Annotated in this window: 21 protein-coding genes; 10 read left to right on the forward strand and 11 right to left on the reverse strand. The window is 44.0% G+C overall.

Translation table 11 applies throughout. From position 1 onward, the window contains the following. Positions 1–34: 34 nt before the first annotated feature. From ABIB39_RS05455 to ABIB39_RS05465, 3 genes are all read right to left on the reverse strand, one after another. A complete protein-coding gene (locus tag ABIB39_RS05455) occupies positions 35–1,132 on the reverse strand; it encodes a carboxylate-amine ligase (protein WP_354427998.1) in 1,098 nt (365 codons plus the stop codon). Positions 1,133–1,286: 154 nt separating this feature from the next. Continuing rightward, positions 1,287–2,360, reverse strand: coding sequence for an ATP-grasp domain-containing protein (locus ABIB39_RS05460; protein ID WP_354428000.1), 1,074 nt, complete (start codon positions 2,358–2,360; stop codon positions 1,287–1,289). Between the two features lie 95 nt (positions 2,361–2,455). After that, entirely contained in the window at positions 2,456–3,163 is a 708-nt protein-coding gene (locus ABIB39_RS05465) for an alpha/beta fold hydrolase (protein ID WP_354428002.1), read from the reverse strand. 229 nt (positions 3,164–3,392) lie between these two features. Here ABIB39_RS05465 and ABIB39_RS05470 point away from each other — a divergent pair, with 229 nt between their 5' ends. The 8 genes from ABIB39_RS05470 (at position 3,393) to ABIB39_RS05505 (ending at position 11,747) form a co-directional block, all read left to right on the forward strand. Continuing rightward, complete coding sequence (locus ABIB39_RS05470) at positions 3,393–4,205, forward strand: alpha/beta hydrolase (RefSeq protein WP_354428003.1); 813 nt, start codon at positions 3,393–3,395, stop codon at positions 4,203–4,205. A gap of 213 nt (positions 4,206–4,418) precedes the next feature. After that, complete coding sequence (gene typA, locus ABIB39_RS05475; RefSeq protein ID WP_354428005.1) at positions 4,419–6,230, forward strand: translational GTPase TypA; 1,812 nt, start codon at positions 4,419–4,421, stop codon at positions 6,228–6,230. Between the two features lie 94 nt (positions 6,231–6,324). Next, positions 6,325–7,641, forward strand: a complete 1,317-nt coding sequence (locus ABIB39_RS05480) for a flippase (RefSeq protein WP_354428007.1) — start codon at positions 6,325–6,327, stop codon at positions 7,639–7,641. Then, positions 7,638–8,291, forward strand: a complete 654-nt coding sequence (locus tag ABIB39_RS05485) for a class I SAM-dependent methyltransferase (protein ID WP_354428009.1) — start codon at positions 7,638–7,640, stop codon at positions 8,289–8,291. The genes ABIB39_RS05480 and ABIB39_RS05485 overlap by 4 nt, the downstream gene beginning before the upstream one ends. Before the next feature lie 4 nt (positions 8,292–8,295). Beyond that, positions 8,296–9,066 (forward strand): class I SAM-dependent methyltransferase, encoded by a 771-nt coding sequence (locus tag ABIB39_RS05490; protein WP_354428011.1) that lies wholly within the window; start codon positions 8,296–8,298, stop codon positions 9,064–9,066. A 48-nt stretch (positions 9,067–9,114) separates the two neighbouring features. Continuing rightward, positions 9,115–10,032: a glycosyltransferase gene (locus ABIB39_RS05495; RefSeq protein ID WP_354428013.1), complete on the forward strand. Its 918-nt coding sequence runs from the start codon at positions 9,115–9,117 to the stop codon at positions 10,030–10,032. A gap of 246 nt (positions 10,033–10,278) precedes the next feature. Continuing rightward, positions 10,279–10,521, forward strand: coding sequence for a hypothetical protein (locus ABIB39_RS05500; RefSeq protein ID WP_354428015.1), 243 nt, complete (start codon positions 10,279–10,281; stop codon positions 10,519–10,521). A 131-nt stretch (positions 10,522–10,652) separates the two neighbouring features. Continuing rightward, complete coding sequence (locus ABIB39_RS05505; RefSeq protein WP_354428016.1) at positions 10,653–11,747, forward strand: AI-2E family transporter; 1,095 nt, start codon at positions 10,653–10,655, stop codon at positions 11,745–11,747. Positions 11,748–11,824: 77 nt separating this feature from the next. On the opposite strand, the gene ABIB39_RS05510 is transcribed toward ABIB39_RS05505, so the two are convergent. From ABIB39_RS05510 to ABIB39_RS05525, 4 genes are read right to left on the reverse strand one after another with little or no spacing between them, the layout of a single operon-like run. Continuing rightward, the gene (locus tag ABIB39_RS05510; protein ID WP_354428018.1) at positions 11,825–12,760 is read right to left on the reverse strand and encodes a hypothetical protein; all 936 of its coding nucleotides are present in this window, start codon (positions 12,758–12,760) and stop codon (positions 11,825–11,827) included. Between the two features lie 29 nt (positions 12,761–12,789). Then, a complete protein-coding gene (gene recO / locus ABIB39_RS05515; protein WP_354428020.1) occupies positions 12,790–13,515 on the reverse strand; it encodes a DNA repair protein RecO in 726 nt (241 codons plus the stop codon). Further along, on the reverse strand, positions 13,505–13,870 hold the full coding sequence (locus tag ABIB39_RS05520) for a diacylglycerol kinase family protein (RefSeq protein WP_354428022.1): 366 nt from the start codon (positions 13,868–13,870) through the stop codon (positions 13,505–13,507). Before ABIB39_RS05520 ends, recO begins: the two co-directional genes overlap by 11 nt. Next, the gene (locus ABIB39_RS05525) at positions 13,870–14,055 is read right to left on the reverse strand and encodes a hypothetical protein (protein WP_354428024.1); all 186 of its coding nucleotides are present in this window, start codon (positions 14,053–14,055) and stop codon (positions 13,870–13,872) included. The genes ABIB39_RS05520 and ABIB39_RS05525 overlap by 1 nt, the downstream gene beginning before the upstream one ends. An 82-nt stretch (positions 14,056–14,137) precedes the next feature. Between ABIB39_RS05525 and ABIB39_RS05530 the strand changes: the two genes are divergently transcribed. Continuing rightward, positions 14,138–14,914 (forward strand): SDR family oxidoreductase, encoded by a 777-nt coding sequence (locus ABIB39_RS05530; protein WP_354428025.1) that lies wholly within the window; start codon positions 14,138–14,140, stop codon positions 14,912–14,914. On the opposite strand, the gene ABIB39_RS05535 is transcribed toward ABIB39_RS05530, so the two are convergent. Both ABIB39_RS05535 and ABIB39_RS05540 read right to left on the reverse strand, forming a co-directional pair. Then, the gene (locus ABIB39_RS05535; RefSeq protein ID WP_354428027.1) at positions 14,911–15,102 is read right to left on the reverse strand and encodes a hypothetical protein; all 192 of its coding nucleotides are present in this window, start codon (positions 15,100–15,102) and stop codon (positions 14,911–14,913) included. The two genes, ABIB39_RS05530 and ABIB39_RS05535, sit on opposite strands and share 4 nt — an antisense overlap. 9 nt (positions 15,103–15,111) lie before the next feature. Beyond that, entirely contained in the window at positions 15,112–16,659 is a 1,548-nt protein-coding gene (locus tag ABIB39_RS05540; protein ID WP_354428029.1) for a CotH kinase family protein, read from the reverse strand. 82 nt (positions 16,660–16,741) lie between these two features. On the opposite strand from ABIB39_RS05540, the gene ABIB39_RS05545 reads away from it, so the two are divergent. Next, complete coding sequence (locus tag ABIB39_RS05545) at positions 16,742–17,392, forward strand: HAD family hydrolase (protein ID WP_354428031.1); 651 nt, start codon at positions 16,742–16,744, stop codon at positions 17,390–17,392. A 264-nt stretch (positions 17,393–17,656) separates the two neighbouring features. Here ABIB39_RS05545 and ABIB39_RS05550 read toward each other — a convergent pair whose 3' ends face one another. Next, a complete protein-coding gene (locus ABIB39_RS05550) occupies positions 17,657–18,652 on the reverse strand; it encodes a YbjQ family protein (protein WP_354428033.1) in 996 nt (331 codons plus the stop codon). Between the two features lie 54 nt (positions 18,653–18,706). Then, positions 18,707–20,353, reverse strand: coding sequence for a M28 family metallopeptidase (locus tag ABIB39_RS05555; RefSeq protein ID WP_354428035.1), 1,647 nt, complete (start codon positions 20,351–20,353; stop codon positions 18,707–18,709). Between the last annotated feature and the right edge of the window lie 255 nt (positions 20,354–20,608).

Genomic DNA, 20,608 nt, shown 5'->3' on the forward strand with positions numbered 1-20,608 from the left:
GCCCTCTCCTTCGGGGAGGGTTTGGGTAGGGCTACTATATTCCCTTTAAAGTTTGCGATGTAATGTAATCTACCACATCTACAAAGTTATTATTTTGGTTGTAAATAGCCAGTTGCCTATCAGCGCCGGTACCATTCTCCAATATTTTGTGTACGTATTGCAGATCGTCGCGGCAGCCAAGGTCGTCAACCACGTCGTCAATAAAGTCTAAGAGCTCCAGTATCAGCGCGCGGGTATTTACTTCAAGCTCCTTACCAAAATCAATCATTTTACCATCGATACCGTAACGGGCAGCACGCCATTTGTTCTCGTTGATAAGCGCACGGTTATAGGTTATAAACTTCATGTTGCTAAGGCGCAATTTGTACAGCTTGGCGCAAATACATTGAAACAGTGCCACAAAAGTCATGGTCTCGTCTATCAGCATGGGGCAATCGCACACGCGGAACTCGATAGTTTCGAAGAAGGGGTGCACCCTAAGGTCCCACCAGATTTTTTTGGCGTTGTCTATACAGTTGGTTTTTACCAGCAGCCTGATATACCTGTCGTAATCTTCAATACTATCGAAGTAATCAGGGATGCCCGTCCTCGGGAATTTATCGAACACCTTAGTACGGAACGATTTGTAACCTGTATTCCTGCCTTCCCAAAAAGGGGAATTGGTTGATAATGCGTAAACGTGCGGTAAAAAGTAGCGCGCCTGGTTGGCAATATGGATAGCCATATCGCGCGATTGGATACCCACGTGCACATGTAAGCCAAAGATCAGATTGGAGCGTGCGGCTTCCTGCAATTCGTCCACTATCTCAAAATACCTGGGGTGGTCGGTTATCAGCTGGTGTTGCCAGTGCGAAAATGGGTGCGTGCCGGCAGCGCCAATGCGCAGACCGATATCCCCTGCTAACTGCGCAACGGTTGTACGCAGCTTGCCCACTTCTTTACGTGCTTCTTCTGTATTGCGGCAAATGTGGGTGCCCACCTCCACAACTGCCTGGTGCATTTCGGCCTTTACCTGGTCCTCGTGGATCTTTTGCGCGCTATCCACAATTTTTTGATCGTGCGATTGCAGTTCCCTGGTTACAGGGTCAATCACCATAAATTCTTCTTCAACACCTAAGGTGAACTTGTTCATAACTGGTTAGGGGTTATTGGTCTGTAATAAAACAAATGTCATTTCGAACGAGATACGAGGAGAAATCTTCTACATCATCAAAGCGGCCTTGCAAGTTCGTTATATCGCTTGTAGAAGATTTCTCACTATCGTTCGAAATGACAATTAGGTAATCTTATTTCTTAGCCACCTTCTTCGGGGCAGCTGCTTTCTTTTTTGGTTTTTCTTCTTCTGTTATAGCGTGGTCAACGTTGCCGGCACTAACATCGGCTTTAGCTGTTTTTGCTGATGCTACCAATGGTTTACCGTTGACGCCCGTGCGTACATATTCGCCCCAGGTTAAGTTGTCCTTATCATCTTTTTGTGCCTTGGCGCGTTCTATGGCATAGCTTGCGGCAGTTTCTACTACCCACTCAAAGTTGTCCTGACCAACGCTTGTTACTTCGGCATCCGGGGCGGGGTTACAAAAATCAATAGCGTAAGGGATGCCATCGCGCACAGCAAATTCTACGGTGTTAAAATCGTAACCCAGGTATTGGTTTAGCTGCAACACGTACTTGGTGATGGTATCCAGCATTTTTTTAGATGCAGGGGCTTTGCCATGCTCGTAACGCAAATGGTGCGGGTTGCGTGGCTCGTACTGCATAATGCGCACGTGTTTACCGCCAATGCAATAACAACGGAAGTAATCGTCAAAAATGATCTCTTCCTGCAATAGCATTACCAGTTGCTTGGTTTCGGCGAATTTCTCCCAAAGATCATCTTTATCGCTTATTTTGTAAACATCGCGCCAGCCGCCGCCGTCAAACGGCTTCATATATGCCGGGAAACCAACGTAATCAAATATAGCATCCCAATCCAGCGGGAACGCCAGGTTACGGAACGAACGGTCGGTTGTGCTTGCCGGGTGGTCTTTTGATGGCAGCAATGCAGTTTTTGGTACAGGTATGCCAAGCTTTACGGCTAATGCGTTGTTAAAGAACTTTTCATCAGCGCTCCACCAAAAAGGGTTATTGATAACCGCAGTGCCGGTAATAGCCGCGTTTTTTAGCGATGCCCGGTAAAACGGTACATCCTGAGAAATGCGATCTACTATGACAGAGTAGCCCAGTGGCTCGCCCTGCATCATTTTATCGATGCGTACAAATTCGGCAGATATGTTTTTTTCAGCCTTCTCGTTTATTTTGTCAACAAATGCCTGCGGGAATGAATTTTCCTGCCCGAATAAGATGCCTATTTTCTTTTTCATGGTAATATGTTTAGTATGCAGTTGGCGGTTTGCAGCCGTACCGCGTTTTACTTTTTATGTGGTTAGTTTTTTGTCTTGACTCTTAATTCTTGCATCTATTTAATTGTGCTCAAATAATGCGGGAACATCTCTTTCCATATCGGCCAGTCGTGGTTGGCAAACGGGCGGACATCCAGCCAGTTGTTTATACCCTTTTGATCCAGGATGCCCGACATCCGGAAGTTGTAATCCTTGCACATATCATGTTCTGATGTGCCGAGGATGATATTCATATTCCATAGGTCGGGCTTATTGCTGCCTGACAAAAAATCAACCGGGTTGTTATAAAATATATCGTCGTTATAAAAGCCGTCGGTAAACATTTTAATGTCGAAGGCGCCGCCCATGGTAAACAGGTGGGCAACCAATTCGGGGTGTTTAAACGCGAAGTTTGCCGCGTGGTAACCGCCAAAGCTGCAACCGGCCACGGCCACTTTGCCAACGCCGGTTTCGTGCATAGCCCAGGGGGCAAGCTCATTTACCAGCATTTTATCATACCACGCGTGGTTGCGGGCACGGTCGGCAGGGTGGATGCCTTTATCATACCAGCTTAGGGCATCAACAGTGTCCGGGCAATAGATCTTCACCAGGCCTTCATCCACAAACCATTTAACGCTTTCTATCAAACCAAAATCTTTATTTTGATGATAACGGCCTTGGGTAGTGGGGAAAAGTATCACCGGGAAGCCCCTGTCGCCAAAAACCAACATTTCGAGGTCCATGTTTAAGTTTGGGGAGTGCCAGCGGTGATGTTGTTCAGTCAAAATGTTGTGTTTAAGATGGTAAGATAGCAGGATTGTGTGTAAATGTCAACATCGTGCCAAATAATTATGTTTTCGATAATTTTTAAAACTATAAAGGTATTTTTGTCCCCTTAATTATTTTGATAACAATGCCTTACTTCGCCCGCTTTAAAAGAAAGAGCTTTGGAAAGTGTCTTAAAGTCCTCTACTTTGAAGAGAATTTAGGTGAGGCCAAATTATTTTTACCCCTATGTACTACAGTACAGATTTTGAAATGAAAATAGCAGAACAGGAACTTACCATACCCTCAACAATACTTGAACGCGACGTTACCTGCACCCTGCTGATGCCCGAAGATGGCGGCGTAGCCGAACCCCTTAATTTACTTTTACTGAACGACGGACAGGAACTCGAAAATCTAAAAATGGTTGACACCCTGGAGAACCTATACGAACGCAACTGCATAAAACCGATGCTTACCGTAGCTATCCACGCCGGCGAGGAGCGTATACAGGAATATGGCATTGCCGGCATGCCTGACTTTAAAAAACGCGGCGCCAGCGCTAACCTTTATACGCAGTTTATTACCGAAGAACTTTTACCATATATCCACGAGCATACCGGAATAGATGATTTTGAGACCACCGCTTTCGCGGGATTTTCGCTTGGCGGGTTAACCGCTATGGATGTTGCGTGGAACAACCCCGCGTTGTTTGATAAGGTTGGTGCCTTTTCGGCCTCGTTTTGGTGGAGAAGCAAAGACCTGAGCAAAGGCTACACCAACGAGGACCGCATTATGCACAGCATGCTAAGAAGCAGCACCGGCAAACCCGACCTTAAATTTTGGCTGCAAACCGGCACAAAAGATGAAACCGCCGACCGTAACAAGAACGGCATCATAGATTCTATTGACGACACCATAGACATTATAAAAGAACTGCTTGCTAAAGGCTATCAGCGCCCCGCCGATATCCAATACCTGGAAGTTTTAGGCGGCACCCACGACCCCGAAACCTGGGGAAAAGCCATGCCTAAGTTTTTACAATGGGCGTTTGGGAAGTAAGGGGGAAACAAGGTGCAAAGTATGTGTCTATAAGTTTGCATATATTGTAGAGACGCGAACTTCGCGTTTCCGATAAAAAGGTGACACTGAATTTTCGTAACCTTCCCATTACCTAACAATTAAGTAATAATCAGTTAATTGTAAAAAGCCGCTTGCCCTTTCAAATGCCATTTCTAAAGCGTATCTTTGCGCCAAATTTAGAGGCCGCATTTTATGCAAAAAATAAGAAATATCGCGATTATCGCACACGTTGACCACGGTAAAACCACATTGGTTGACAAAATTTTACACAGTTGCGCCATCTTCCGTGATGGGCAGGAAACTGGTGAATTAATCCTTGATAACAATGACCTGGAGCGTGAACGTGGTATTACCATCGTATCAAAAAACGTTTCGGTAATGTATAAAGATGTTAAGATCAATATTATTGATACCCCTGGTCACGCCGATTTTGGTGGTGAGGTAGAGCGTGTATTGAAAATGGCTGATGGCGTTCTTTTACTTTGTGACGCGTTTGAAGGTGCTATGCCTCAAACCCGCTTTGTAACCCAAAAGGCTTTAGCATTAGGCTTAAAACCAATTGTGGTTGTAAACAAGGTAGATAAAGAGAACTGTCGCCCCGAAGAAGTTTACGAGCAAATTTTTGAATTGTTCTTCAACCTTGAAGCTACCGAAGATCAACTGGATTTCCCGGTTATCTACGGGTCGTCTAAACAAGGTTGGATGAGCACAGATTGGAAACAACCTACCGAAGATATTTTCCCGTTGATGGATGCTATTTTGGCAAAAATCCCGCCGGCACCTATTAATGAAGGCACATTGCAAATGCAGATCACCTCGTTAGATTATTCATCTTTCGTAGGCCGTATCGCGGTAGGCCGTGTTGCTCGTGGTGTTATTAAAGAAAACATGCCGGTATCATTGGTAAAACGCGATGGTACTATCCAAAAATCACGTATAAAAGAACTTTATACTTTTGAAGGTTTGGGTAAAGTGCGTGCTACTGAAGTTAGCGCAGGCGATATTTGTGCTGTAGTTGGTATCGAAGGTTTTGACATTGGCGATACCATTGCCGATTTTGACAAACCGGAACAACTGGCAGTTATTAAAATTGACGAGCCTACCATGAACATGTTGTTCACCATCAACACTTCACCATTTTTTGGTAAAGAGGGTAAATTTGTAACATCGCGCCACTTACGTGACCGTTTGTACAAAGAGATGGAGAAAAACCTGGCGTTGAAGGTTGTTGAGACCGAATCACCGGATTCATACTTAGTATATGGCCGTGGTATCCTCCACTTATCCGTATTGATCGAGACCATGCGCCGCGAAGGTTACGAGTTACAGGTAGGCCAGCCACAAGTTATCGTTAAAGAAATTGACGGTGTTAAATGTGAGCCGGTTGAAACACTAATAGTTGATGTACCGGGTGATGTTGCAGGTAAAGTAATTGAGTTGGTAACACAACGCAAAGGCGACCTGTTGGTAATGGAGCCTAAAGGCGACTTACAACACTTAGAGTTTGATATTCCTGCACGTGGTATCATCGGTTTACGTAACAACGTATTAACTGCAACAGGTGGCGAGGCTATTATGGCCCACCGCTTTAAAGCATATGAGCCCTGGAAAGGCCAGATCCCTGGTCGTTTAAATGGTGTATTGGTATCTATGGATACCGGTAAAACTACTGCCTTTGCTATTGATAAACTGCAGGATCGTGGTCGTTTCCACATCGATCCGGGAGTTGACGTTTACGAAGGACAGGTTTTAGGCGAGCACATCCGCGATAACGATTTGGTTATTAACTTAACTAAAGGCAAGCAGTTAACCAACATGCGTGCATCCGGTAGCGATACCAACGTACGTATTGCACCTGCCATTAAATTCTCGTTAGAGGAATCTATGGAGTATATCCAGGCCGACGAATACATTGAGGTAACCCCGCAAAGCATCCGTTTACGCAAGATCTACCTTAACGAGAACGAACGTAGAATTAACGCTAAAAAATTCCAGAGCCAGTAATTGGTTTAGGAGATTCAAGAACAAAGAATCAAGATACAACACAAAGGGCTTTCCTAACGGAGAGCCCTTTGCTTTTTATATATTTGTGCAAATTATGCGCATACCTACTATCCCCGGTTTTGATAAGGAAGCTTTAGATAAGTATTTTAAAAATACCGGGATGGCGCTTGTTGGTAAAATTGGCAGCCTGTTCATTAAAATGCTTGTGAGTATTGAGGTTGCCAGATACTTAAGCAAGGCCAACCTGGGTATCATAACAGGGGGCATCACTTACATTTATCTTTTCTCGGCATTAGCCACCTTGGGCCTCGATCAGTTTATTGTTAAAGAGCTTCACCAGTTCCCCCAAAACCGCGACCGTATTTTAGGTACTTCTTTTTGGATGAAGCTTTTTGCTGGTATGGGTTGCATCCCCCTGATATGGCTGGCTTATCAGGTTTATCCTGCACACGGTACGCCATACACTTATGTGCTGATCTTCTCCATAATAGGCATCGTACAGGCTTTTAACGTTATCGATTCATATTTCCAGTCGGAGGTGAAATCGAAATACATTATGCAGGTGCAAATTACCGGCACGCTGCTATCTGCTGCCATAAAACTGGTGTTAATTTATCTTGAAATGCCGCTGATAGCGTTTGTGTATGCTTACGCATTCGATTTTTTGCTGTTAGCTGCCGGGTATTTTATTACGTATAACCGCAAAGGTCGTAATATATTTAACTGGGCTTATAACAGCGAGCTTGCCAGGAAACTGCTGCATTACTCCTGGCCGCTTATTATCTCGGGCGTAATGGTGTCCCTATATATGAAGATAGACCAGCTGATGGTACAGAATATATCGGGTGTAAAAGAGGCAGGAGCGTATGCAACCGTAGCCACCCTAAGCGAAGCTTGGAATTTCATACCAACCGTTATCATCACCACGCTTTTCCCGGCTATATTAAATGCAAAGCGGGACGACATCAACAGATACAAGAAACGGATCCAAAACCTGTACGATCTGATGATCTATCTCAGCCTGCCTGCCGCTGTTATAATCACCTTTACTTCGCATTTAATATATAAGGTTTACACACCCGAGTATGCCTATGCCGCGCCGGTATTATCGGTGCATATCTGGTCGGGGGTATTTGTATTTTTAGGGGCGGCCAACAGCCAGTATTTAATAGCAGAGGGGTACGTAAAGCTCACTTTTTGGCGCACAGGTTTTGGGGCGATAGTAAATATTATACTTAACCTTGTCCTTATTCCTAAAATGGGGATGATGGGTGCAGCCATAGCCACGCTGATAGCTTATGCAAGTTCGGCGTTTTTTGTGCTGTTAATTCCAAAAGTTAGCCACCAGGGAGTGATGATGTTAAAATCATTATTCTTAATTTCACTTTTTCAAAAAATCATAAAGCGTTGAGCACATTTTCGTCATTAATAAAAGTATTAACTAACCCGTCGCATTTGCGTGCGCTGCTATCTTTTGATAAAAAAGGTTACCTGGATGATATTGGCTGGTTCAAAGCATTCGACACCCGTTCGCCGGTAGATCAGGACGGTAACCCCATACCATGGGTAACTTATTCGTTTATCGATTTTATAAAAACAAGGCTTACCAAACAGCATACGGTATTTGAGTTTGGATCAGGCAACTCCACTTACTTTTATGCAAAATATGCAGGTAAGGTAGTATCGGTAGAACATGATAAAGAATGGTTTGATAAAATAGAAAAATCGGCCGTTAAACCTGGTAATTCTGAGCTGATATTTTGTGAATTGATACGCGATGGCGATTACTGCCGAATGCCTGTGAAGCTCAACCGAAAATTCGATATAATTATAGTTGATGGCCGCGACCGCGTTAACTGCTGCAAGCAAGCTGTTGAGGCTTTAAGCCCAAACGGCGTTGTCGTATTGGACGATTCGGAACGTGGCGTTTATAACGAAGGTGTTGATTTTCTGATAGGCAAAGGCTTTAAACATTTGCTGCTAAGCGGGATTTCGCCGGGTCTTTTCTATCGTAAATCAACCTCGATATTTTACAAGGCCGATAACTGCCTGGATATTTAAAACTATGGCAAAGGATATTATAAGCGAAAACGTAAAAACCGCGTACGACGAGTTTTACAAAGCCCATGACGAGGCCTGGCGTATGCTTGGTGCCAAGTATAAAGCCTATCATATTATTGATGTTTGTAAAGGGCTGGCGTTTAAAAAAGTGCTGGAAGTTGGCGCGGGCGATGGTAGCATATTACAAAAGCTATCCGGCTATAATTTCGCGCCTGAGTACCACGCCGTAGAAATCTCTGATAGCGGGGTACAACATATCAAAGCACGTAATATAAAGGACCTGGTATCCGTACAGGAATTTGACGGTTACAAGCTGCCGTTTGAGGATGATAGCTTCGACCTGATCATCCTGTCTCACGTGTTAGAGCATGTGGAGCACGAGCGCCTTCTGCTGCGCGAAATTAAGCGCGTGAGCAAGCATTTTGTGATAGAAGTGCCCATTGATTATAAAGCAAATGTAGATAAGCGTATAAAGCATTTCCTGGCGTATGGGCATATTAATATATACACGCCAACCTCACTAAGGTACCTGTTGCAGACCGAAGGCTTCGAGGTGCGTAAAGACCTTACCTCTATCATTGGCCCCGAGGTTACCCGTTTCAATACTTTTATCAATCAAAAAAAGCCGAAGAGTTTTGTCAACAGGTTTAAAATACTTGCTCAATTCGCTGTGAAAAATACCCTTGTTGAATTGAGCGATAAATTAAGGGAACGTTTTGCAAATGCCTACACCGTGCTATGCACCAAAACGGATAAGCAAGCAGATATCTTCTAATTGTAAATAATCACCATCCCGATAGTTATCGGGACAATAAATCACTAATTGAATACTGCACCTATAGCGCTATTTGTTTACAACCGGCCCGATCATACGGGCCAAACGCTGAGCTATTTGCAGAAAAATTTTCTGGCTGCAGAGTCTGACCTGTTCATTTTCTCTGACGGAGCTAAAACTGATGCCGATAAGGCGGCGGTTGACGAGGTTAGGCAAGTTGCGGCAGCGGCCACCGGGTTTAAATCGGTGCGGGTTGTAGCCCGCGAGCAGAACATGGGGCTCGCTAATTCTATTATCGCCGGGGTAACGCAGTTGGTAAACCAATATGGTAACGTAATTGTATTTGAGGACGATTTAATATCATCGCCCTACACACTTCAATATTTTAATGATGCCTTAGCTCGTTATGCCTATGAGGATAAGGTGATGCACATTAGTGCGTATATGTTCCCATTAGCGGATGTTGCTTTGCCAGAAACTTTCTTTTTTCGGGCCGCATTTAGCTGGGGATGGGCTACCTGGGCAAGTTCCTGGAAAAACCTCGAGCCAGATATTGATAAACTGATGGCCGCTTTTGATGATGAGAAGATAAATCAATTCTCGATAGAGGGCACCATGAATTTTTGGAAACAGATGCAGGCTTTTAAGGCCCGCAAAAATAATTCGTGGGCTATCCGCTGGTATGCTTCCATTTTTCTGAATAACGGGCTTACGCTTAACCCAAGCCAATCGCTTATCCACAACATAGGGCATGACGGCACCGGCGTTCATTCAAATATCGAAAACATGTACGGTGTGCAGGTGGCAACACAGCCTGTTAAATATTTCCCCGACATATTAAAGGAAAGTAAGCCGGCTTATGAAGCTATAAAATATTTCTTAAAAAATCGCAAAGGCACCCTTTTACAACGCGGTTTACGCTTTGCCAAGCAACTGTTGTTTAAAACAGCACCCCTTAAAAGGTAGTTTATAAACAATTTACCAAACTTTATTGCTGTTGTTGATAAAAAATATCATTTAAATATTGTCTACTTAGTATATAGATATTATATTTGGTCAATTATTATATATCCTACCCAACCAATTGTTCTTTATGATATAATGAGGTCAGTAAAAACACAAAAAGAGAGAGCCCAAAAAGTTTTCTCTTTTTTGTTTATGAAACATTGGTAAGCTCTTTGGTGTTATATCTAATATTAAAGGAACTAAACCATGATTGAAGAGAAAGACACTACCCCCGCAGATAAAGACGGCAAATACGAGTTTGATATCCATTACTCGGGCCGCGAAGTGCCTTGTCGCGTAGAAAAGGCTCAAAATAAATTAACAGTACACATCGATGATAATATTGAGGCCGAACTAACAGTTCAGGAAGACGGCTGCCTGGTGCAAACCGGCGGTAATGACCTGGCCGATTCTGCCGTAGATTATATCAAGAAACGCATATTGGGCTAACCAACTTTTAATGAGTTTCACAAAGGGCGCGGGGTGCGGCGATTAAATATCTGTTAATGTTGATATCGCTACATAAACTCAGTGCCCTTTGTGATTTTATTTCTCGTGCGCATCTTCAAACTCCCTTACAAATGAATATTGCCTACCTTAACCAAACACTACGCATCCTTCTACTTTTTGTATTAGTATTTGGCATCCTGTATTTTGCCTCGGCCGTGCTGATACCGTTAACATTTGGTATGGTGTTATCCATGCTATTGTTACCCGTATGCCATTGGCTGCAAAACAGGGGTATGGGTAACGTGCTGGCATCCATTTTAAGTGTTGTTGCCCTGCTTTTGGTAATTGGGGGCTTGGTTGCACTATTGCAATACCAATTTAACGACCTGGCAGAAGACCTGTCTAAAATAGAAGAGCGGGTACAAAATATCATAGCCGGCCTTAAAGAATACGTAAAGCAGCATTTCGGCATCTCGCACCGCGAGCAGCAAAAAATAATAAAGGAGCAGCAGGGCAGCACCATGGGCCAGGCGGCGGGAATGGTAACCACGCTTGTTGGGTCGTTTGCGGGTATTTTGATTGATACAATTTTGGTGCTGGTTTATACATTCCTTTTCATGTTTTACCGGGCGCATTTCAAGAAGTTCATCCTGCGGTTATTTAAGCCAGATAACCGTAAAGAGACCGAAGTTGTGCTGAATAACGCTGGTAAAGTAACCCAAAGCTATCTGGGTGGATTGGGCCTGATGATAGTAATACTTTGGATAATGTACGGCATCGGCTTTACCATTGCAGGTGTAAATAACGCGCTCTTCTTCGCAGTGCTATGCGGTATATTGGAGTTGGTGCCCTTTGCGGGGAATATTACAGGGACATCCATAACCGTTTTAATGGCACTTGCGCAAAGTGGCGATACACGGGTTGTAGCAGGGGTGCTGATAACTTACGGGCTGGTACAACTCATCCAAACTTATTTTCTTGAGCCACTTGTAGTAGGCGACAGGCTAAACATTAATCCGCTGTTCACCATACTTATTATTGTAATAGGCGAGGCGGTTTGGGGCATCCCCGGTATGATATTGGCCGTGCCGCTATTAGGCATGTTTAAAATAGTGTGCGACCATGTGACACCCCTGCAAGATTATGCCTTTTTAATTGGCCCGCCAAAAGAAAAAAAAGGCGAAGAAGGTAATTTTATTACGAGGCTTTTTAAGCAAAAAAAGTAGGCTTTTAATCACTTTTATCGTCTCCAAAACAACCGTGAACGCTTTTTATTGTATGTGCTTGGTCCTTGATCTGTCAATTATTTTGCGGCCACAAAACCCCTAACTCTTACCGAAATAATACTGGCATGTTTCATCCCCAAAGTTTGGCCGGGTACGGTAGTAAGGAATAACTTCAGATAGGTATTCATAATAACGGTTGATATACGGATGAATGAGGCTTCGGCTACTTTATCGTCTAAAAAGCCACGTAAAGGTTTGTTATAGTGCCAGGCGCCGGCAGAATCTACGGTAGCCTCAAATGCATAGTCAAAATTCTGATAGGCCTTGTGGATGTCAATATTGTAAACGGGGTTCAGGTAATCATCGTCGGTACTATATTTATTGTCCAAAAGGCTTGGTGTTGCCTTCTCTTTCTCAACCGTTAGGTTTGGGTTTTTGCTGATGAGTTGTACCGGCTGGGATGCCGCGAATGCCTTTTTGATATCTGCATTTGCCTTGGCAACCAAACCCCGTACATAAATGCTATCCTGCTTGCCGGCACGTTGCAAGGTAGCAAGATCGGTATGTAATTTATTTTTGATGTAATCTTCCGCGTAAAGCTTCATGGTGACCCGCGATTTATGCAGATTTATGGAGTCGCCCTGTGCCTCTAATAACTGGAACACCAGGCTATCTTTACTTAATACCTTCATCTTTAAAAAGGCATGTGCTATGTTAAAAACCGAATCGGTACCCAGGGCCAGGGGGAAGTTAAAGAACTTGCCTTTTACCGGGCTATACAACGCTGCCGAGTCGGCAGATGTAAAGCGAAGCTTCCAGTCAGGTGTTAGGTGGAAACCATACTCGTTGTAAGATAGGCCATTATTCTGCTTACGCGATACCTCTAAAAAGGTAATGCCTTCGATGCTTTTGAACGTTATTTTAGATTTCTCGGGCTTGCCCGGGCCGCAAGCCGCAAGCGCAATGGCTACGAAAAATGGAATTATTACTTTTAAGTTTAGCTGCTTATTCACGCGGTCAATTTAGTAAATATCTGTCAATATCACCCCAATACCTCTTCCAACACCTCGTGCGAGCGGATATTGCCGAAGCCTTCAATGTGCATGGCGTAATACTCCAATAATTTATTGATTAGGTAACGCCGTTCGTCGTTGCTTAGTTTTACTTCATCGATATTGCCAAAATTGCTTTTTAGCAGAGTATATAAATTTTTGGTATGCGGCGGCGACAGGTAACTTACGCTGTCGGGTTTGTAATTGGTGAAGACGCCATCTTTCATGTCAAAAAAATCAGCCTCGGCCAATAGCTTACCGTGGGGGTAAAAACCCAGGTATCGCGTTAGCTGCACCAAAAATAGCAGGTGGAAATTTGCCAACCCGCGGGTTTTATGGTCCAGCAGTTCAATAGCATTAAATACAAAATCGAAGGTAGCCTCATCGGGCGTTTGCTGCTTTATGGCTTTATACAGCACCTCGTTCAGGAACATAACGATGCAGCTTTTGATCACATCGTACGAGATGGTTTGCAGGTTGGGCGAGTTCTTCAACTCGGCTATTCGCTGCACGTTGCCGTTGCTTTTGTGGTAAACTACCAGATCTAACAAATGCAGGGGCTGCAGCATGTTGCGGCTTATTTTGGCCTTGGGCTTTTTTGCCCCGTTGATTATGTAAGACTGCAAACCAAACTTCTCGGTAAAGATCTGCACTACTACGCTGCTTTCACTGTAGTCAGTGGTTTTAAACACAATGCCACGGGTTTTATGCAGCATGGAAAAGCAGAAATATTTTGGGTAAAAAAATGATGGCGCCGGTCACTAAAGTAAATATCGCCACTATTAATACCGCTGCCGCGCTCACATCTTTAACATGCCCGGCCAGTTCGTTATACCCCGGCGATACCAGGTCTACCAGAGCCTCCATACCGGTATTAAAAAGTTCCATCATCAGCACCAGGGCAATACAAAGAGTTATCCAGTGCCATTCGCTCGCGCTGATGTCGAAATATAAACCCATCGCGATAGCAAGCAACGCGACAGAGGTTTGTATCCTAAAATTTAGCTGTGTAGCAAAGGCATGCCCGATACCTTTAAGTGCAAAACCGACACTTAGGATAAATTTTTTCATTAGCGTTTTTTAAAGTTTTGGATCAGCAACATCACAAAGCTGATGCAGCCTGCAAGCGCGAAACCTGCCGAGCCGCCGTTCATAAAATCCTGAATTTTGCCGGGTGGCACAAAAAGCGCTGCGCAGGCAAATAGTATTAGTGCAATGCCGAGCAATAAATATGTACGGGCAACCTGGTTTTTCATATTAAAGTATCAATATTGAGTAAGCCGTTAAGCTTAGTACAAATATATTTTATTTATGTTAGCAACGGTTTAACATTAGTAAATGGACTTAAAACTAAATAACAAGGTAGCCATAGTGCTGGCTGCAAGCAAAGGTTTAGGCAAAGCTATCGCGATGGCTTTATCTGCCGAAGGCGCTAAAGTTATCATCGGCTCGCGCGATGAAGTAGCATTAAATAAAACCGCCGACGAAATTACGCAAGCCACGGGCAACAAAGTGGTAGCCATACCTGTTGATGTGGCTGACGCCGCGCAGGTAACCGAATTTATCGGCAAAGCAGCCAATGCATTTGGCCGGATAGATATTTTGCTGAACAATGCCGGCGGCCCTCCTTTTGATAAGTTTGAGAATTTTGACGACGCGCAATGGCAACAGGCGTTTGATCTGAACTTGCTTAGCATGGCGCGTGCCAGTCGTTTAGTATTGCCCCATCTGCAAAAAACAGGTAGCGGGCGTATCATCAATGTTATAAGCGGCTCGGTAAAATCGGTGTTGGGTGGTTCGGTACTATCCACCGCTATGCGGATGGGCGTAGTGGGGATGGCAAAGCTTATGGCCGATGAGTTTGGACCCTACAACATCACGGTGAACAACGTAGCGCCGGGGCTGATCCTTACAGATCGCATCAAGCACACCATGCCAAAAGATATGGACCCCGACGAGGCTATCAAACAAAAAGCTAAAGCCATACCACTTGGCCGCATTGGCAAGCCAGAGGATTTTGCCGCGTTGGTAACCTTCCTGGCATCAGAACAGGCAGCCTATATAAGCGGGCAAACCATCCAGGTTGATGGCGGCGCGGGGCGGAATATTTATTAAGATTTTTTATTTTGAAGCCGTTTCTTCTTCATCAAGCGGAAACCTATAGCAAGCAGGCAGCCAATGGCCGCGCCTATGAGTACGCTGCCCCATTGTTGGTTTTGCGCGCCAACGGCAAACAAGCTAAAGGCGGCAAACAATATAATGAGTACCCCTACAAATATCACCACGTAGATCTTTAAATTCATACCGCGAAATTACAAATTCCCATCCATCCACGCTATGCGTTGTATAAGCCATGCTTTAAGCTGGTTCACTTCTTTTGGATAAGTACCTAAAACAATAGGGTTAGGCCATACATAAGTGTTCAGGATATCCCATTTGGTAAAATTTTGCTCTGCCGGCCGGGTTAAATAGGTTTGGGTATCATCAATGCTTTTAAACATAGCCGGGATGCCATTAGCTTTAAGGAACTGCCAGCGGGTACGCACTTTGGTAACAAAAGCAGGGTCCTGGAACAGGCGGCTAAACCACGGGCCATCTTTCACCCACCAGCCGTTTGGGTTAGTTGCATCGCTGTAATCCACATTGCCGGCAGCCAGGTCAAAGTCCCACGCGGGGCCCATGCCCAGTTTACCATCGCGGTCTTTATAATAAAACATGCTGCTATAGTTGGCGGCATCCTGGTTCTTAAACAACTCGTTTACTAAAAACCAATTGATGAACGAATCTGAATTGATGTATTTGGAGTAGCCATTAACCGGGTCGGCAAAATTCGCGGCAAAAATGGCGTTCTCGGTTTGTTGCATGTAACCTGTAATATAATCCATCTGAGCCGTGCTTGGCACATCCGGCGATTTAATGGTGAACGGCAGGTTACCCGCTGTTTTAAACCTGTAAGGGTCTTCCTGGCGCTGGTCCAGCTCCAAAAGGTAACCGCCTGTTACAACAGACGCGCTGTTATCGGCCGGTTTAAGTTCGGGGATATTTACACGGGCGGCATTAACTTCAACTTGCTCGGTAAGCATATAAGTGCCAAGATATTCTCCATTCATTACCACCTCTACAAAAATGCCATGCGGCGCAAAATCACTTTTAAGGCTTTGAGCCACACCATCGGCAATGTAGTTGCGCATTAGGGTTTTATCAGAATAATTGGCCAGCAATACCCAGTTTTTTGCAGACGGCATGCCTAATAATTGAGCTTTGGAATCAAATTTTAAGCGATAAGGTTTTTTAGGATGTAATGCCCAGGTGGAGTTACCGCGGCCTTTTATCTGCAGCTTAATATCATTGGTTTCCTGGTCGGCATAGCCATTGGCATTTATGTTTAGCGCGCCGGTAACGTAATCATCTTTCGAAACCACCGGGCTTGCCGTGGTTATCTTAAATATGGGCAGGCCTGTAAAGTTGTAAATGCTTACCGTGTAATTTATACTTGCGCCCTTGCTATCGGTAATGGTGTAAACAATTGGCTTTGTAAAATCGTTTACAGTAACACCGCTTACTTGAGCTATATCTTTAATTTTTACGGTTGATGCCGCATCCTTGGTTTTAAAAGTAACCGCAAAACTGTGGCTTTCGGTAGTACCCGATGTGTAACCTTTTAGGTTAGTACCATCTAAAGTAAGTGCTATATCATTGGTTATTTTGCCTTTGTTTTTTTCTTCCTCTAAACTGAAGGTAACAGGCGGGGTGGTGTTTACAACAACCGGTGGTACAACAACGGGCGGGGTAACGGTGCTATCTTTTTTACAGCCAAAAACTAACAATAGTAAACACAGGCAGGTAAAGCTTTTTTTCATGAAAGTATTTATAATTGGTATGCAATATATTAAAAAAAGGTTAACACCATGTTAACAACCTGCTAACTTAAACATTACAAATATGTTTGAAGGTTTATATATACTTGCAGCCATGATGGACCAGGCAACTTCAATAAAAAAATATAAGGCGTTAAACAAGCTTTCATCCGGGGACTTTAAAGCGTTTTTATATGATTGCGACGGCACCCTTGCCGATAATATGGGCGCGCACAAGGAAAGCTACATTCGTGTTGCTGCCGATGATGGCTTTGTGATCGAGGGTGATATCATTGATGAATTTGCCGGCTTGCCTATCCTGAATGTGGTGGGCGAGATAAATAAACGGTACAACACTACATTCGATCCTGTTGATTTTGCCGCGCGTAAACACAAGGTGTTTTTCAGCGAATACATCGAGAAAACCCAACCTATTGATTATGTGGTTAACCACCTGATAAACCATGCCGGTAAGGTACGTATAGGTGTGGTATCCGGCGGGAGCCGTACTTCGGTAGAAAAAACATTAAGCGTTTTAGGGATCTTAGATAAAGTAGAAGTGCTAATATGCGCCGGCGAAACCACCCATGGTAAACCCTACGCCGACCCGTTCCTGGCCGCTGCGAAAAAGCTTGGCGTAGACCCTAAACATTGCCTGGTATTTGAAGACGGCGAACCCGGCGTACAAGCCGCCGAAGCCGCAGGCATGCAATGGATTAGAATAGATAAGGTGTAAATAAGTCGTCATGCTAAACTTGTTTCAGCATCTCTCAAGCAAAGTAAAAAGAATGCTAATTGCCTGTCTCGTGGGATGCCGAAACAAGTTGGGCATGACGGGCTATATAACTATTATTTCGCCATTACTTTATCCCCTATTGGATAGATTAAAGCATTACCTTTAGTGCCTCCAATTTATTGTTTAATAGCGTAATAATTTGGGAAAGTTGTAATTCATCAGATCTAAAGCCATGATGATCATTTGTACCACTATTACAAAAAGTTAACTCCATCGCATTTGAGGTGCCGCAGTGCAAGTCCATACTTCTTTTTCAGTAGAAGATAAAAATCCTTTTTTTAGTCCTATAGTAACTTTCGATGGAAATGCTTCCTTTAGATGAACGATCGTTTTTTCTAATGCGGCTATATCGTCAATATTATAAGTTGGCTTATCAGCTTGCAATATATTTAAGGCAAGTTTTCTTTTCTTTAAATCGCTATCTAAAAGTTGATTTATGAAGTTGTAATCTACAAGGTCATTGTTTTTTATTAATTCTAATACCTTGTTCAAGTAATGGCTTTCTGTCTCTGATAGTAAGTCGTTGTAAAATAATGGTATGGCATCTTCTGCGTTTAATGTCGAAAAATAATCATTGTACAGTTTAACCGCCTCTTTATAATCATCATTATTATTGAAATTTACAGAATCAAGTTTTTTAAATTTACTTAATAATATGTCTTTGAACATCGCAGAGCGGGTATCTACTATTATTTGAAGATCTTTTAATAAAAGTTTAAATGAATCGCTTGCCGAGGCCTTGGCAAGACGAATAATATTAGCCCGTTCGTTTATTTTGTCTTTATCAATTTCTTTAGAATTTGAATGCTGAATAGGGTTTACAGCGTTTTTCACAATAACGGCTGTTCCCCATGCGGTTATCATAAACATCTGCATGTTTTTACCACTTACTTCGTCAACATCTACTTTTAACCCAAGTATGCAGTTGGCGCCTAATCCGCGCGCTTTAACTTTTATAAGTTCAACGGCTTTTTCGTTTAAAAGCTGTATGCTTTTCTCATAGCGGGTTGCCCTGCCTCCAAATATATCTGTAAACGAGGCCCCAAAGTCGCTAAAGAAATTTGCGCCAACCATTAAGTTGGAATATATGGGTTCTATATAATTGACAATTTCCCAGCCTTGCAGGCTTTCTGTTGTGGTGACTAATACTTTTTCATAATAAGGTTTGCATAAATCTAATACTAAACTGTATAGAAACAAAAACCCGGCTGATTATTGAGCCGGGCTTAGTAATTGGGTGATTCTCAATCAAATTTATTTCGCCATTGCTTTATCCCGTATCGCTTTAAACTCCGAGCCTTTTTTCCAACCGGGGAAGGTAGTTTCGTTGCTGAGTTTTACGCCGAGTTGGTACATCAGGTTAGCAGTTTGGGCCATGCCTTTGGTGTCCATCGCTTCGCTGTACTCGTCTGATGGTTGGTGGTAGTGCTGCTCGTTATATACTTTGGCTTGTTCCTTGCCAAATTCTTCGCCACGCTGGATGCTTTTTGAGCCGTTGTGGAGATCAAGCGCTGGTACGCCAACCTTGGCAAAGTTAAAGTGATCTGAGCGGTAGTAGCTGCCCGAGCCGGGGTTTTCATCGCCCACAACATCCCAGCCCTTTGGTTTGGTTAAGGCTACCACGTAATCGTCCAGGTCGTTTTGGCCCTTGCCCGTGATAGAGAAATTGCTGGTTTCGCCAAAGTCGGATAGGGCGTCAATGTTAAGATCGGCCACGGTTTTATTTAGCGGGTAAACAGGATGGGTGCCATAATATTCAGATCCTAAAAGCCCTTGCTCCTCGGCAGTAACGGCAAGGAAAACAATGCTGCGTTTCGGTTTATCTTTTTGCAGGGTAAACTTTTTGGCAACCGCCAATATCGCTGCAACGCCGCTTGCGTTATCTATGGCGCCGTTGTAAATGCTGTCGCCTTTTGCATCGGGCTTGCCAATGCCGAAGTGGTCCCAGTGGGCGGTGTATAAAATGGTTTCATCCGGCTTAGCCGTGCCTTTTAACGTGGCAATCACATTGTGAGATTTTGAATATTTAAGCGTGTTTTTTAACGATAACGATACTGTGCTGTTCAACGCTACGGCCTTAAAATCTTTTTTACGGGCGTAAGCGCGAATATCGCCTGTGATGCCTGCCGCCAACAATAGTTTGGTAGCGGCTTCTTCGCTCATCCAACCTTCTACCTGGCAGCGGTTCATGTGTTTATCGGCTTGTTGCAGATAAAGTTTGGCACCGCTAAAGCTGTTTTGTATTACCTGCCAGCCATAGCTTGCCGGTTCGGTTTGGTGTACGATGATCACACCCGCGGCGCCTTGGCGCGCGGCCTCTTCGTACTTGTAGGTCCAGCGGCCATAGTAGCTCATGGTGTCGCCTTTAAAAAGTTTTTCCCTAGCTTTAAAGCCCGGGTCGTTCACTAAAACCACAACGGTTTTACCTTTAACGTCAAGGCCTTTGTAATCGTTCCAGCTGTACTCGGGGGCAACAACGCCAAAGCCTGCAAAAACAAGCGGGGAATTTTTCAGGCTCAGGCTATCCACCTCTTGGCGGGTAGCGGCAACAAAATCAACACCCGGCTTTAGGGCAACGGTAGCCGCGCCGCTAATGTTCATATCCTGCGCGGCAGAAGTTATTTCTACCAATGGCACTTCCTGGAAATAGCTGCCGTTATTACTCGGCTCAAGGCCTAACTTTTTAAACTCGTCGGCTATGTAAGCTATGGTTTTATCCTCGCCTTTGGTAAAGGGCTTGCGGCCAAGCAGGCTGTCGTTCGCTAAAACGGCAATATGCTGCCTTATATCTGCCGCCATCCCGGTATCGGGAGTAGTGGCAATTGTTGTTTTCTTTTCGTTACCGGCGCAGCCCGCTAAAAGCGCGGCAGCAGCCAAAACGCTTATGAAGTTTAATTTCATGAGTTAGATGTGTTTGTTAGTCAAATATAGGAAAGAAAGATATTGTTTGAAGCCGGCTATTTACTCACCCCGACTTCGCTATGCTCGTCGACCCTCTCTCCGCAAGCGGAAAGAGGGTGAGAATAAAAATATATATTTTATCCCCTCTTTGCCGCAGCAGAGAGGGGGCAGGGGGTGAGTCGACTCGTAAAGCGGACGGCCAACAAGTTTAATCATTTATGTTTTTACTTCCTCTCCTTCGGAGAGTAGCGGTGA

It is taken from the genome of Mucilaginibacter sp. UYP27, assembly GCF_040547175.1.
Classification (GTDB): domain Bacteria; phylum Bacteroidota; class Bacteroidia; order Sphingobacteriales; family Sphingobacteriaceae; genus Mucilaginibacter.